Origin of the sequence: Pantoea rwandensis (assembly GCF_000759475.1) — a bacterium.
Classification (GTDB): domain Bacteria; phylum Pseudomonadota; class Gammaproteobacteria; order Enterobacterales; family Enterobacteriaceae; genus Pantoea; species Pantoea rwandensis_B.
In genome coordinates this window covers 1,437,223-1,450,948 of record NZ_CP009454.1, presented here as the reverse complement: position 1 = coordinate 1,450,948, position 13,726 = coordinate 1,437,223, and the positions used below count along the sequence as shown (strand labels likewise).

The 13,726-nt window shown below is 55.3% G+C and carries 14 protein-coding genes; 4 read left to right on the top strand and 10 right to left on the bottom strand.

The window, feature by feature from the left end:
- Positions 1-46 precede the first annotated feature (46 nt).
- The 10 genes from recC to LH22_RS20525 form a co-directional block, all read right to left on the bottom strand.
- A complete protein-coding gene (recC, locus tag LH22_RS06595; protein WP_038645095.1) occupies positions 47-3,427 on the bottom strand; it encodes an exodeoxyribonuclease V subunit gamma in 3,381 nt (1,126 codons plus the stop codon).
- 79 nt (positions 3,428-3,506) lie between these two features.
- Positions 3,507-3,779 carry a prepilin-type N-terminal cleavage/methylation domain-containing protein gene (locus LH22_RS20530; RefSeq protein WP_234465296.1) on the bottom strand — a complete coding sequence of 91 codons (273 nt, stop codon included), beginning with the start codon at positions 3,777-3,779 and terminating at the stop codon, positions 3,507-3,509.
- A gap of 1 nt (position 3,780) precedes the next feature.
- Positions 3,781-4,209: a DUF2509 family protein gene (locus tag LH22_RS06585; RefSeq protein ID WP_038645093.1), complete on the bottom strand. Its 429-nt coding sequence runs from the start codon at positions 4,207-4,209 to the stop codon at positions 3,781-3,783.
- Positions 4,206-4,745, bottom strand: a complete 540-nt coding sequence (locus tag LH22_RS06580; protein WP_038645092.1) for a prepilin peptidase-dependent protein — start codon at positions 4,743-4,745, stop codon at positions 4,206-4,208. Before LH22_RS06580 ends, LH22_RS06585 begins: the two co-directional genes overlap by 4 nt.
- The gene (locus LH22_RS06575; RefSeq protein WP_430905116.1) at positions 4,736-5,269 is read right to left on the bottom strand and encodes a prepilin-type N-terminal cleavage/methylation domain-containing protein; all 534 of its coding nucleotides are present in this window, start codon (positions 5,267-5,269) and stop codon (positions 4,736-4,738) included. The genes LH22_RS06580 and LH22_RS06575 overlap by 10 nt, the downstream gene beginning before the upstream one ends.
- A 117-nt stretch (positions 5,270-5,386) precedes the next feature.
- Positions 5,387-6,181: a thymidylate synthase gene (thyA, locus tag LH22_RS06570; RefSeq protein ID WP_038645091.1), complete on the bottom strand. Its 795-nt coding sequence runs from the start codon at positions 6,179-6,181 to the stop codon at positions 5,387-5,389.
- Positions 6,178-7,059 carry a prolipoprotein diacylglyceryl transferase gene (gene lgt, locus LH22_RS06565; protein ID WP_034823111.1) on the bottom strand — a complete coding sequence of 294 codons (882 nt, stop codon included), beginning with the start codon at positions 7,057-7,059 and terminating at the stop codon, positions 6,178-6,180. Before lgt ends, thyA begins: the two co-directional genes overlap by 4 nt.
- A gap of 115 nt (positions 7,060-7,174) precedes the next feature.
- On the bottom strand, positions 7,175-9,421 hold the full coding sequence (gene ptsP, locus LH22_RS06560; protein ID WP_038645088.1) for a phosphoenolpyruvate--protein phosphotransferase: 2,247 nt from the start codon (positions 9,419-9,421) through the stop codon (positions 7,175-7,177).
- 12 nt (positions 9,422-9,433) lie between these two features.
- The gene (gene rppH, locus LH22_RS06555; protein ID WP_034823115.1) at positions 9,434-9,964 is read right to left on the bottom strand and encodes an RNA pyrophosphohydrolase; all 531 of its coding nucleotides are present in this window, start codon (positions 9,962-9,964) and stop codon (positions 9,434-9,436) included.
- 512 nt (positions 9,965-10,476) lie between these two features.
- Positions 10,477-10,650 (bottom strand): hypothetical protein, encoded by a 174-nt coding sequence (locus LH22_RS20525; protein WP_156102778.1) that lies wholly within the window; start codon positions 10,648-10,650, stop codon positions 10,477-10,479.
- On the opposite strand from LH22_RS20525, the gene mutH reads away from it, so the two are divergent.
- The 4 genes from mutH (at position 10,649) to LH22_RS06535 (ending at position 13,625) form a co-directional block, all read left to right on the top strand.
- On the top strand, positions 10,649-11,335 hold the full coding sequence (gene mutH / locus LH22_RS06550; protein WP_038645086.1) for a DNA mismatch repair endonuclease MutH: 687 nt from the start codon (positions 10,649-10,651) through the stop codon (positions 11,333-11,335). The two genes, LH22_RS20525 and mutH, sit on opposite strands and share 2 nt — an antisense overlap.
- A gap of 59 nt (positions 11,336-11,394) precedes the next feature.
- The gene (locus tag LH22_RS06545; RefSeq protein WP_034823125.1) at positions 11,395-12,105 is read left to right on the top strand and encodes a TerC family protein; all 711 of its coding nucleotides are present in this window, start codon (positions 11,395-11,397) and stop codon (positions 12,103-12,105) included.
- 117 nt (positions 12,106-12,222) lie between these two features.
- Positions 12,223-12,441: a YgdI/YgdR family lipoprotein gene (locus tag LH22_RS06540; RefSeq protein WP_034823127.1), complete on the top strand. Its 219-nt coding sequence runs from the start codon at positions 12,223-12,225 to the stop codon at positions 12,439-12,441.
- A gap of 143 nt (positions 12,442-12,584) precedes the next feature.
- Entirely contained in the window at positions 12,585-13,625 is a 1,041-nt protein-coding gene (locus LH22_RS06535) for an NADP(H)-dependent aldo-keto reductase (RefSeq protein WP_038645083.1), read from the top strand.
- Positions 13,626-13,726 lie beyond the last annotated feature (101 nt).

Below are 13,726 nucleotides of genomic sequence, written 5' to 3'. Positions count from 1 at the left end.
CTTTTATGATTTTGAGAACACCCGCAAAAGCGGCGTTACCCGATTGCTATTCATCATCTTGATGCGCAAGGCGCACCGGTAAATACCACTGGCGAGCGGCGGCAACAATCAGCTGCACCGCCTCATCATCCAGCGTACGGCTCAGGCGCTGCAAATAAGGATCGCTGCCTTCGCCCTCCACCTGAAAACCACCCTGCCAGGCTTGCAGCAATTTGTTAAATGCCTTTTTCTGCGTGGCGTCATCATCCAGCAACTGTCCGGATTTTCGATCAAAACTGGCATCCAGCCAGGCACCACCCGATTTGTTCAACAACATCAGCGGTTCCATCATCCCCGCCTGATAAGCCGCCACGTATTCACTCAACAGGGAGAGCGCGGGTTCAGCGTCGATGGCTTTAAAACGCCAGCGGCTCTGTTTGCGCCCGTACATGCGGCTTTCTCCTTTGCCGCCTAACGCGCAGTACACCAGATGCTCCAGCCACAATAGCAGGCCATCGTTCATGTTCAGCACACCCGGACGCCAGCGTAACAACCCATCAGCTTGTACCTGGGTTAACCAGCCGGTCAACTGCACCCCATTCAGCGGCAGATTGATTTCCCAACTCTCTGCGGGCTGGCGCTGTCCACTCACTTCGGCGGCCACTTCCTGCATCTCTTCGGTCTGGCTCTGCCAGAAAAGTTCCCCAAAAGCACCATATGGCAGATTGCCTGCTGCACGATGACGTGCATAAAGCTGCGCGGGATCCTCACCGTTGACCAGGGTATTCAGTAGCTGAGCATTGATTTGATAACGCTCCAGACTATCCGGGGCAAACGGCTCGCTGTCCGGCAATTCGCTCTCTTCCATCCAGAAAGCCACGCCCAGCCGCTGCTGGAACCAGGCCCGTACCGGATGACGCCAGAAGCGCAGCAATTGCTCCAGCGAGAGCGTTTCCAGCGGCAGTGGCGGCAACCGTTGCACAAAGTCTGGCTGCGCCACGCCACTGCCGGTGGCAGCGGGCAACCATTCTGCCGCGAAGCTCTGGCCGTAAGCGTCAGGGCGGAAGTTCTCCGCTGCAAAGGGCATGCGGCTGTGGAGCTTCTGTAAATGTTCACGAACACGCTGCTCGCTGACGTCGGGTTCGTACGCTTCGTCGCCTGGCAGACAAAAACTCTGACCTAGATAATCCACCAACTCCGTCACCAACACGGAGGGATAACGCTCGGTGTTGTCCTGAATCGCACGACCGATATAGCTGATGTAGAGCTGATGCTGTGCAGAAATCAGGGCTTCCAGGAACAGGTAGCGGTCATCATCACGGCGGCTACGATCGCCTTTGCGTGCCTGCTGCTGCATCAGGTCAAAACCGAGCGGCGCTAACGTGCGTGGATAGACGCCATCGTTCATCCCCAGCAAACAGACGACTTTGAATGGAATTGAACGCATTGGCATCAGGGTACAGAAGTTAATCGGCCCGGCAAGGAAGCGCTGGCTAATACGTTGCTGATCGAGGCGCGAGCGCAACTCGTCACGTAATAAGGTCACAGGAATCGGCTGCTGATAGTCAGCCTGCATGCCCTGTTCGATAATTTGTTTCCACTGGGTTTCAACCAGCAGTAACGCCGCGTCACTTTCAGCATCGCCGTTGAAAAAGTTGTCAATCAGCTCGCGGCACAGCGGCAGCCATTCTGGCAGCGTACGCTCACCGGCTAATCGGGTGCGCCATGCTTCGAGGCGAGAGAGTAATTCGGCCAGATGTCCGGCAAGTTCGGCAATCAATCCACTGGATTCGTCGTAAGGCAGAATGCCCTGCCAGTCACCGTTACGACTTTCCAGTGCATAGCCCAATAGCATGCGCTGCAGACCAAAGCGCCAGGTATGTTGGCCGGTGGCGGGCAGTGCCAATGCTTCGACGCTGGCATCATCCAGCCCCCAGCGAATACCGGATTCCATCACCCAGCGACGCAGCAGGCGCAGACCGCTTTCATCCACCGAAAAGCGCTGCGCCAGCGCAGGGACTTCCAGCAGCGCCAGTACCTCTTCAGAAGCGAAACGGCTGTCCGGTAATGCCAGCACGCTCAGCAGGGCCAGAATCGCCGGATGTGCCTGGCTGGCGCGGCGATCCGAGATGGCAAACGGCAGATAACGATCCGCAGGCGCACTGGCAAACGCCGCCTGAATGAATGGCGCGTAGCTATCGATATCCGCCACCATCACGATGATGTCGCGCGGTTTAAGATCGGGATCGGCCTCCATCAGCGCCAGCAGATGATCCTGTAACACTTCCACTTCACGCTGAGCGCTATGACACACCTGCAGCGTGATGGTGCGATCGTCAGGATCGAGCACTCGTTTTTTGTGGCTGTTACCCAGTTCATCGGCGTGCAAACCGATCACGGCGTGGTCATCCAGGTTGAGCAGATCGGCTTGCAGACTGTGTAGCAGGCTGTCCTGCGGCATCTCAACAAAGGCATCAATATCGTTGGCGGCGGATTCCATCTGACTGAGCAGGAACAGGTTATCGCGCCCGAGTTTGCCCCAGGAGGCCAATAACGGATTGGTGAGTTGTTGCTCGCCGAGTTCGTTGAACAGCGTCGGTGCTGCTTCGGGATCGCGGAACAGCGGCTGTGCCTCTTCAGACTGCATGCGGCGACGCTTGCGGCTCTGCAATTTCGCGAGGAACGCGTAATCCTGAATATCGCCCCAGTAGTGGCGGCAGGGATTGGTAAACAGCAGATGAATATCGATATGGCGGCCGAGCGCTTCCAGCGCCTGCAAATACACGGGCGGCAACGCAGAGATACCACAAATAAACACGCGCTGCGGCAACCCCGCTGGTGCCGTCGTTGCCTGCTCCAGCGCGTGGATAAAGCGCGCATACAGGTTGGCACGGTGCCACATCGGCTGGCCCAATTGTTCGGTGAACGCCACCAGATCGCGCCACAGCGGGGCCTGCCACTGCTGGGCATCGCTCAAGCCGTCGATGAGTTCTCCGCGCTCCCAACTGTTGAGCCAATCAGAACGATACACCAGATACTGGTCAAACAGATCGGCAACGCGGGCGCTGAGTTGATACAGCTTGCGCTTGTCATCGTCTTCATTGAGGTAGTGACGCAACGGCTGAAACGCCTCCTGCTCCAGCAAGGTGGGCAAGCGATGCATCAATTTCCAGCTCATGCTGGCTTTGGTGAAAGCGCTCTCCTCTGGAATGCCGGGCAGCACTTTGACAAACATGTTCCAGATAAAGGTCGCAGGGAGCGGAAAGTCGATGTTCGCTGCAATACCAAAACTGTTTGCCAGTTCCATCTGCAGCCACTGCGCCATGCCGGGGCTCTGCACCAGCACCTGTTCGGCCGCGAACGCATCGTTCAGCGGCTGGTTTTCAATCAGAATACCTGCCAGATTTTTCAACAGATCAAGCTGATTGGAGTGGTAAACCCGGAACATAAATCTCCTTGAGAGGGAAAACAGCGCAGCCTGGTCACTCTACCCTGTATCGCTAACGATGCCTATCGCCGAGGTCACCTTAGTGACAATTGAGCTGAGCCAGGCTGGCGCTGCGCTGTTGCGAGCCCGTCACCGTGATGCGCTCCAGCACGCATCCTATGCCCACACTCTGCTGCTGACGCTCGATGTGCCAGCCCGCCACCTCACGCCCCAGCAAGGCTTGCCCGGCAACCTGCCACGCCTGGCGCTGCTGCCACTGTTGACTAAACCCTAAGGCCAGCGCTTGATGGTATTGCAACAGCGTGCTGATGGTCATCGCCAGCAGCAGCATCGCCACCAACGTTTCAGCCAGGCTAAAGCCCTGCTGATCCTTCCTGCGGCTGGCAGTGCTCCGGTTTAGACAATGGACAGTAGTCAATCCAGCCGTGCGCCTGGGGATGCAGCCGATGGCTGCGTGGCGAGACCCATTGCCAGAGGCGGAGTTCACTCTTTTCATCCTGACCCGATAACAGCGCATTACCCTCCTCCGTATATAATAAGCAGCTTAACCACTGGTGTAGGGACTGTTGCTGACATTGCCAACCGGACGCTGCAGGCCAACTCTGCATCAGCCCCCATTGCAGCGCAGCCTGTGCTTGCGCAAAATCTTGATGATACTGCTGTGTATCGGCCACCAGCACCATGCCCTGTGACAACTGCGTGCGCGTGGCATGAAGCGTCAGGCTGCCGAGCAGTAACAGCATCAACACCATGCCCAACGTACTGTTGCCGTACTGACTCATAAATTTCGTCCTTCAACCCAGTGCTCAACCTGCAGGCTTTGCGCACCCGCTCGACCCGTCAGATGGAGAACTAACCGGGTTCCCTGCCGCACCACGTTGAAATGCTCAATCGTGAGAAAAGCGGGATCGGTCAGACGCTCCCAACCGTTGCCGTTGCAGCTATCCACCGCGCGCTGCATTTCCAGTTGCCCACTGCGCAATCGATAGCCGTAAAAGTCACTGTCACTGCTGCCCACATCTTCCCAGCGTCCATTGCTGTTTTCATCCCAGCGCAGTAGGACACAGCTGCCACCAGCAGCGAGCGTGAGCGCCGGTCCACTGCATTGCCCGCGACAATATCCCGCGCGCTGTAACGCCTTTTGCAGCGTATGGGAAAGCTGCTGTAGCTCCTGTTGCAACTGCACACGCTGCTGCAGGCGCAGATTTTGTTCCAGCAGCAGCGGCAAGAACCGGCCCACGCTGACCATTAATATTGCCCCTACCGCCAGCGCAATCAGCATCTCCAGCAGGCTGAAGCCGGCCTCCGCTATTCGCACCCTTTTTCTCCCTCCTGACAGGCGCGAAGGCGTGCTCGTGCAGAGATAATCACCCGCCAGCGACCGACCGCGCTTTCAACCTCAATGCTGCCAGGCCGCGCCACGTCACGCCGCCCAAAGAAACCCGGCTCACCGATGATCGCGCTGAAGCGCACCCCGGTGTGCGGCGGCGCTAACCTCCAGCGTGAAGGCAGCTCACAGCCCTCCGGCGGTTTTACCCCCACGCCGAGGCAGCCACGTTCGCCGGGAATCAACCACAAATTGAGATCGCTATTATGCCAGTTCGCATGGGCGCGCAGCCGTAACAGAAAACCCTGTAATTGCTGCACGCTATCGCGCAGCTGCTGATGCTGCTGCCAGCGCTGCCAACTGTGCAGGGCGCCGAGGCTGAGTATGCCAGCGATCACCATCACCAATAGCAGTTCCGGCAAGGTGAAACCGAGGTTTGCGTGTTTGTTCATGGCGATAAAGATGCGCATCTTCACGGCGGGTAACAAGGCAACATCAAGCAGGATGGAAAGCATTGCGCAGGCTATTTTCGCGCGGTACATGAAGAGACAAATTTTTGTGAGGCGGAGGCAGATAACAGAGATAAAAAAGCCCCGCACAGTGGCAGGGCTTCAGGGTTGATGCGAGTAAATTTACACCGCGACTGGCGCTTTAATGGCCGGATACGGGTCGTAACCTTCGATCTCAAAATCTTCGAAGTTGTAGTCGAAGATAGAAGCAGGCTTACGCTTGATCACCAGCTTCGGCAGCGGGCGCGGCTCGCGCGTTAGCTGTAACTGCGCCTGCTCCAGGTGGTTGCTGTACAGATGAGTATCGCCACCGGTCCAGACAAAATCACCCACTTCCAGATCGCATTGCTGCGCCACCATATGCACCAGCAGCGCATAGCTAGCGATATTAAACGGCAGGCCGAGAAAGATATCGCAGGAGCGCTGATAGAGCTGGCAAGAGAGCTTGCCGTTCGCCACGTAGAACTGGAAGAACGCATGGCACGGTGCCAGCGCCATCTGGTCCAGCTCGCCCACGTTCCATGCCGATACAATGATGCGGCGTGAATCGGGATCGCGCTTCAGCTGCTCAATCACTTTGCTAATCTGGTCGATCTCTTCACCTGACGCACTGCCCCAGCTGCGCCACTGCTTGCCGTAAACCGGACCTAAATCGCCATTCTCATCAGCCCACTCGTCCCAAATCGTCACCTTGTTATCTTTCAGGTAGCTGATGTTGGTTTCGCCTTTCAGGAACCACAGCAGCTCATGAATGATGGAACGCAGGTGCACTTTCTTGGTGGTGACCAGGGGAAAACCGTCCTGCAAATTGAAACGCATCTGGTGGCCGAAAATCGACAGGGTGCCCGTACCGGTTCGGTCGGCTTTCTCTGCGCCTTCATTCAGCACATGTTGCATTAAATCCAGATACTGTTTCATTTTACCTCACGAGTTTGTTGCTGCGGACGACGACGGAACGCCCAGATCATCATAATCACACCGGCCAGAATCATCGGGATGGAGAGAATCTGCCCCATGCTGATGCCACCTTCAAACAGGCCCAGTTGGGCATCCGGCTGGCGGAAGAACTCAACGATGATGCGGAAAGCGCCATAGCCAATCAGGAACAGGCCAGAGACGCTGCCCATCGGGCGCGGCTTGCGAATAAACAGGTTGAGAATGATGAACAGCACGATGCCTTCGAGGAACAGCTCATACAGCTGCGAAGGATGACGCGGCAACACACCGTAAGTGCTCAGCAGCTGCTGATATTGCGGATTGTTCGCCGCCAGCGCGATATCTTCACTGCGCGACCCCGGGAACAGCATGGCGAATTTGAAGTTGGGATCGACACGGCCCCACAGCTCGCCGTTGATGAAGTTGCCGAGACGACCGGCACCCAAACCAAACGGAATCAGCGGAGCAATGAAATCGGACACCTGGAAGAACGTGCGTTTGGTACGGCGCGCAAACACCAGCATCACCACGATCACCCCGATCAAGCCACCGTGGAACGACATACCGCCATCCCAGACTTTGAACAGATAGAGTGGATTATCGAGGAACAGCGGCAAGTTATAGAACAGCACGTAACCAATACGGCCACCAAGGAACACGCCGAGGAAGCCCGCATACAGCAGGTTTTCCACTTCTTCTTTTTTCCAGCCGCTGCCGGGTTTGTTGGCACGGCGCACCGCCAGCCACATAGCAAATACAAAGCCCACCAGATACATCAAACCGTACCAGTGAAGCGAAATCGGTCCGATGGAGAAAATTACCGGATCGAATTGGGGAAACGAAATGTAGCCGTTAGTCATCTTTCACCATCGTTTTTTCTGCCCTGAAACGGGTCTGGCTAAGGGGTCATACCATAAAAGGCTGCGCATGATAGCACAGCCGCATTTCACAATTGCCGCGGAAATGTAAACGCTGTTAACGACCGCCGCGAATCAAACCGCCCAGTCCACGTCGCTCCATGAACGCGGATACCAGATGGCGCACTTCAGAAGCGGTATGCGCCGCCACGCCATTTTCACTGAGCTTTTGCGTTTCCTCGTGATCGAGGTGACGCAACAGATACTTCACGCGCGGAATGTTTTTGCCGTTCATGCTGAGATGGTGATAACCCATGCCCACCAGCAGCGCCACGCACATTGGATCACCCGCCATTTCACCACACAGGCAGAGTTCCAGTTTGGCCTGGCGGGCTTCATGGGCAATGCTTTGCAGCGCGCGCAGCATCGCCGGATGCAGAGGATCGTAGAGATTCGCCACCCGGGTATTGTTGCGATCCACCGCCAGCAAATACTGCGTCAGATCGTTGGTGCCAACGGAGATAAAGTCCACACGATCCGCCAGATGCGGGATCATAAATAGCATGGAAGGCACTTCGATCATCACGCCAATACGCGGCTTCGGGATCACATAACCCAGCATCTCTTCCACTTCACGACCGGCACGATCGATCAGACGACGCGCATCGTCGATCTCATCGATATGGCTGATCATCGGCAGCAGAATGCTGAGATTGCCTGATGCCACGTTCGCACGCAGCATGGCGCGCACCTGCACCAGGAAGATTTCTGGCTGGTCGAGCGTCAAACGAATGCCACGCCAGCCGAGGCAAGGATTCTCTTCACTGATCGGCATGTAAGGCAGCTGTTTATCCGCGCCGACATCCAGCGTACGCAGCGTCACCGGCTTATCGTAGAACAGTTGCAGCATGCCTTGATATTGCGCGACCTGCTCCTCTTCCGACGGAAACCCGTTGTGCAGCATAAACGGAATCTCTGTGCGGTACAGGCCGATGCCATCCACCCAGTTATCCAGCTTCTGTTCATGCTCAGGGCTCAGGCCCGCGTTCAGCATCACCTGCACCCGTTCGCCGCTTTTCAGCTCGCCGGGTTGCTCCACCACACCTTCAGCCATTTTGCTCAGCGCGTTTTCTTCGCTGATCAAACGCTGATACTCCTGCACCAACACGGGTTCAGGATCGATTAACAACTCGCCGCGGTAGCCATCGACAATCAGCAGGCGTTTGTTGAGCTGTGCAGGGATGATATCCGCACCCATGACGGTGGGAATGCCCATCGCGCGCGTTAGAATGGCCGCATGGGAATTGGCCGCACCGTCGCGTACCACCACACCGGCTAAACGCTCCGGTGGCAGCTCTGCCAGCGTGGTCGCGGTGAGTTCATCCGCCACCAGCACGAAGCGTTCAGGCCAGGCATTCGTCCCCACCAGCGTATCGTCGAGGTGAAACAGCAGACGTTGCCCGAGCACGCGCAAATCACCCGCGCGCTCACGTAAATATTGATCTTGCAGGCTGGCAAACTGTTCAGCGAACTTCTCGATCACCGTTTTGACCGCCCACTCGGCAACCGATCCGCGATCGATCTCGGCAAACAGATCTTTTTTCAAACGGGCATCGGTTAACAGATGCGAGTAGAGATCGAAGATCGCCGCACTCTCTTTTTGCACACTGGCAGTAAAGCGTTTGCTGAAGCGGCGAAATTCATTGCCGGCCTCGCCCATCGCCAGCACCAGACGCTCGCGTTCACGCTGCACATCCAGCGTCGAGGCTGCAGAGACCTGATCCAGCAACGGCTGAGTTTCATCAACCCAACCGGGGGCGACCGCCACGCCAGGCGCGGCTGCAATCGCTTTCACCCGCGTCTGACGGAACTGACCAAACAGCTGGCCAAGTTGCGATTGCGACAACAAGCCCGCCATTTGCGTGGCCAGCGTCACCAGGAATGATTCTTCGCTCTCGTCGAACTGACGATGTTCGCGCTGTTGTACCACCAGCACGCCAAGCAGTTGGCGGCGGCTGATGATCGGCACGCCGAGGAAGGAGCGATAGCGCTCTTCTTTGACCGAGGGAATGTATTTAAAGCTGGGATGGCTTTGCGCGTCGGCAAGGTTGATCGGCTCGGCTAAACGTCCGACGAGCCCGACAATCCCTTCATCAAACGCCAGCGTGACAGTGCGACCGCGCGGCTTTTTCAGCCCGCGCGTCGCCATCAGGTAGTAGCAACGACGATCGTGATCTGCGAGATAAACCGAGCAGACCTCGGTTTCCATCGCAAGGCAAATTTCGTTTACCAGAATGTCGAGTGCTTCATTCAGACGCGGAGCACTCGCCACTTTCTCTACTATTTCGCGCAACTGAGTGAGCATAAAGGGCGTGGCCTATCCTCTTTTACGTCGATGAGCGGCATTGTTGTTACGCTGCCCCGCACTCTCCTGCATAGACATCACCACGCCAGCGAATTCTTTCATCACGCGGCGATAGACATCGCGCTTGAAAGAGACGACCTGACGCACCGGATACCAAAAGCTGACCCAGCGCCAACCATCAAACTCAGGTGTGCTGCTGTGTTGCACATTGATTTCCGCGTCACTACACATCAACTGCAGAAGAAACCACTTTTGTTTCTGGCCGATACACACCGGCTTTGTGTCCCAACGCACCAAACGTTTTGGCAACTTGTAACGTAACCAGTTACGGGTTGAAGCAAGTATTCGAACATCTTTGCGGTGTAAACCCACCTCTTCGAACAGTTCGCGATACATCGCCTGTTCAGCGGTTTCACCCGGATTGATGCCTCCCTGAGGAAATTGCCAGGAGTGCTGTCCAAAGCGCCTGGCCCATAACACTTGTCCTTGCCTGTTACAGATTACGATACCAACATTCGGGCGGTAGCCATCATCATCGATCACTGGACTACCTCAAAGCTAAATTTGAATAGCCTGATTGTTTCACACTCCTTACAGGCGGTAAACCACTGGATATCCGGGGTGATAGCAGTATAAAAACAGGATAACTCTCAGAGTTTAGCCAAGTTATAAACAGCAGAGTGGTTTTCAGGGCGATCTTATTCACCTTTTCTGTGGATAGCTTTGTGCAGAACACGGGAATGAGTTGAATAACCACTTCGGAAAATTCTCATAAGGCAGACAAAGGATAGCACTAAAAACACCATTAATCATAGTGATAGGAAAAAATGACAGTGCTGTTTCAACGCGGATCACTTTCTAATTAACCTCAGGTTCCATTCGCTGCTCAAAGATCCACCAGCGTCGCTTTTATCCACAGAGAATGCCCTAAACCTGGTCAAAGAAAGGAAAAAAAGCGTTCAAATCGTTAAAGTCAAGGCTGTAAATGGAAATAGGGGTGCTCAGCAAGGGGGGTTATCCCACCTTTCTGTGGATAAGTAGGCTGGAGATCCTGTTCATTGTCGATAACAAACTGGGATAACCTTGCCATAGCATTCACTGTCGTCCGGCAATGCAAATAAAAAAGCACGCTTAATCATGCTATTATCACGGTTATTCACGCTGCGCACATGTGGAAAACTCACACCCGCCAGCGCTGTACATCCTTTAACCAATATGAGTTTTGCCATGAATTCCCCCGTTTTATTGCCGACGCCACCACAAGATGAAGCTGAATTACTGCAGCGCGCACAACAACTGGCAGGCCAGACGTTTGCAGCACTGGCAGCACAGCTGAGTTTACCTGTGCCGGCTGATTTGCGGCGGGATAAAGGCTGGGTTGGCATGCTGATTGAGCAGCACCTGGGTGCCAGCGCGGGTAGCAAAGCGGAGCAGGATTTCGCCCATCTCGGTATAGAACTCAAGACCATCCCCGTGGATGCGCTGGGCAAACCGCTGGAAACCACCTTTGTCTGCGTTGCGCCCCTGACTGGCAACAGCGGCGTAACCTGGGAGACCAGCCATGTGCGCCACAAGCTGGCGCGGGTGTTATGGATCCCGATTGAGGGCGACCGTGCTTTGCCCCTCGCGGATCGTCGTGTGGGATCGCCGCTGTTATGGCAACCGAGCGAGGAAGAAGATCAGCAGTTGCGTGAAGACTGGGAAGAGTTGATGGATATGATCGTGCTGGGCCAGGTGGAACGCATTACCGCCCGTCACGGCGCCTGGCTGCAGATCCGCCCGAAAGCGGCCAACAGCAAAGCGCTGACGGAAGCCATCGGTGAGCGTGGAGAACCTATAATGACGCTACCGCGCGGTTTTTATCTCAAGAAAAGCTTCACCGGACCGCTGCTGGCACGCCATTTTCTACTGTAAGTCAGGCGTATCGGGTGCGTATAATCGCCGTTTAATTTTCGTTTAGGATTGAATGATTCATGTTTGACTGGATTGCTGATCCCAATGCCTGGCTGGCACTGGGAACATTGACCATTCTGGAAGTGGTTTTGGGTATCGACAACATTATCTTCCTGTCGCTGGTTGTCGCTAAGTTGCCGAAACACCAACAAAACAAAGCTCGCCGCCTCGGTTTAATGGGCGCCATGCTGATGCGACTGGGCTTGCTGGCGTCCATCGCCTGGGTAGTCCGCCTCACCAATCCGCTGTTTACCCTGATGGATCACAGCTTCTCGGCGCGCGACCTGATCCTGCTGTTTGGTGGTCTGTTCCTGCTGTGGAAATCCAGTATGGAGATTCATGAAACCATTGAAGGCGCCGAAGGTGAACACAAAACCAACGTCCACTCCTTCTTCGGCGCAATCGTACAGATCATGTTGCTGGACATTATTTTCAGCCTCGATTCGGTGATCACCGCTGTCGGCTTGTCCGATCATCTGTTCATCATGATGGCTGCCGTGGTCATTGCCGTGTTGATGATGATGTTTGCCGCACGCGCCATTGGTGAATTTGTTGAGCGTCATCCATCGGTGAAAATGCTGGCGCTGGCATTCCTGATTCTGGTCGGCTTTACCCTGATTCTGGAGAGTTTCGGCATCCATGTACCAAAAGGTTACATTTATTTTGCCATGTTCTTCTCCATGGCCGTGGAGTGCCTGAACCTGATGCGCAGCAAGAAAAGCGCGGCTTAACGATGTCAAGGGCGAGCGCATCTCGCCCTTTAATTTTAGGAATGATGCGATTACGTCAGCCAGCGAAAGCATTTATTACTACACTTTTGCAGTTGAAGTAGGTTGAGGGAGATAAGAATGAAAGGGTTGGTGAGTGTCGTGGGTATTATGCTGGTCGCGCTGACGTTGAGTGGTTGCAGCAGTGATTACGTGATGGCGACCAAAGATGGCCGTATGATTAAGACTGATGGCAAACCGTCCATCGATAAAGAGACAGGTTTGGTGCAGTACACTGACGATCAAGGTCATGTGATGCAGATCAATGGTGACGAGGTCTCCACCATCATTGAGCGTTAAGTGCCAAATTCGATTGCCTGCACGATTTTTTCCCCAGTGCAGGCGATTTCCCGAACTTTCCCCCCTTCCTTCCGCGCCGCTTCACAGGATATAGTCCCAGAGGACACAACATTCCCTTTCATAATGAAAAAAGGAAGCCGGCAATGCATTATCACCGCATCCCCCACAGTACGCTGGAAGTCAGCCAACTGGGGTTAGGAACCATGACGTTTGGTGAGCAAAACAGCGAAGCCGACGCCCACGCGCAACTCGATTACGCGATTAGCAGTGGCATCAACCTGATTGATACCGCTGAAATGTATCCGGTGCCGCCACGCCCGGAAACCCAGGGATTAACCGAACAGTACATTGGCAGCTGGCTGAAGAAGCGCGGCAGCCGTGACAAGATCATTCTGGCCAGCAAAATTGCCGGTCCGGTGCGCGGCGCAGATGCGTCGATTCGCCCTAATCAGGCGCTGGATCGCAAAAACATTCGCGAAGCGCTGGATGCCAGCCTGAAGCGTCTGAACACCGACTATCTCGATCTCTACCAGCTGCACTGGCCGCAGCGTCAAACCAACTATTTCGGCAAACTGGGCTACCAGTACAGCGAAACCACCGCCAACGTGACGCTGCTGGAAACGCTGGAAGCCCTGAATGAGCAGGTGCGCGCAGGTAAGATTCGCTATATCGGCGTGTCTAACGAAACCGCATGGGGCGTGATGCGCTATCTGCAGCTGGCTGAGAAGCACGAGTTGCCGCGTATTGTGACCATTCAGAACCCGTACAGCCTGCTGAACCGTAGCTTTGAAGTCGGTCTGGCGGAAATCAGCCAGCATGAAGGGGTTGAACTACTGGCCTACTCAAGCCTGGCGTTTGGGACTCTGAGCGGCAAATATCTGAATGGAGCTAAACCTGCCGGTGCGCGTAACTCCCTGTTTAGCCGCTTCACCCGCTACAGTGGTGAACAGTCGAATCAGGCGATTGCCGCTTATGTTGGTCTGGCGAAGAAGCACAATCTGGATCCATCGCAGATGGCGCTGGCATACGTGCGTCAACAGCCGTTTGTGGCGAGTACACTGCTGGGCGCCACCACACTGGAACAGCTGAAGATTAACGTGGAGAGTTTCAACCTGACGCTGAATGCCGATGTGTTAGAGGAACTGGAAGCGATTCATCGTCAGTATACTTACCCGGCACCTTAACGGGATGTCATCGTTGCGGCGCAACGGTTTGCGTCGCAACGACCTGCAGCATTGATGGCCTGGTGGTTAAGACTTTGGCCCGATGAGCCTGGATGCGCACC

What these genes read in the sequence shown, in the direction of transcription:
- recC (WP_038645095.1), bottom strand. Translation starts at nt 3,427, where the DNA reads ATGTTCCGGGTTTACCACTCCAATCAGCTTGATCTGTTGAAAAATCTG.
- LH22_RS06585 (WP_038645093.1), bottom strand. Translation starts at nt 4,209, where the DNA reads ATGAGTCAGTACGGCAACAGTACGTTGGGCATGGTGTTGATGCTGTTA.
- LH22_RS06575 (WP_430905116.1), bottom strand. Translation starts at nt 5,269, where the DNA reads ATGCTTTCCATCCTGCTTGATGTTGCCTTGTTACCCGCCGTGAAGATG.
- thyA (WP_038645091.1), bottom strand. Translation starts at nt 6,181, where the DNA reads ATGAAACAGTATCTGGATTTAATGCAACATGTGCTGAATGAAGGCGCA.
- lgt (WP_034823111.1), bottom strand. Translation starts at nt 7,059, where the DNA reads ATGACTAACGGCTACATTTCGTTTCCCCAATTCGATCCGGTAATTTTC.
- ptsP (WP_038645088.1), bottom strand. Translation starts at nt 9,421, where the DNA reads ATGCTCACTCAGTTGCGCGAAATAGTAGAGAAAGTGGCGAGTGCTCCG.
- mutH (WP_038645086.1), top strand. Translation starts at nt 10,649, where the DNA reads ATGAATTCCCCCGTTTTATTGCCGACGCCACCACAAGATGAAGCTGAA.
- LH22_RS20525 (WP_156102778.1), bottom strand. Translation starts at nt 10,650, where the DNA reads ATGGCAAAACTCATATTGGTTAAAGGATGTACAGCGCTGGCGGGTGTG.
- LH22_RS06545 (WP_034823125.1), top strand. Translation starts at nt 11,395, where the DNA reads ATGTTTGACTGGATTGCTGATCCCAATGCCTGGCTGGCACTGGGAACA.
- LH22_RS06540 (WP_034823127.1), top strand. Translation starts at nt 12,223, where the DNA reads ATGAAAGGGTTGGTGAGTGTCGTGGGTATTATGCTGGTCGCGCTGACG.
- LH22_RS06535 (WP_038645083.1), top strand. Translation starts at nt 12,585, where the DNA reads ATGCATTATCACCGCATCCCCCACAGTACGCTGGAAGTCAGCCAACTG.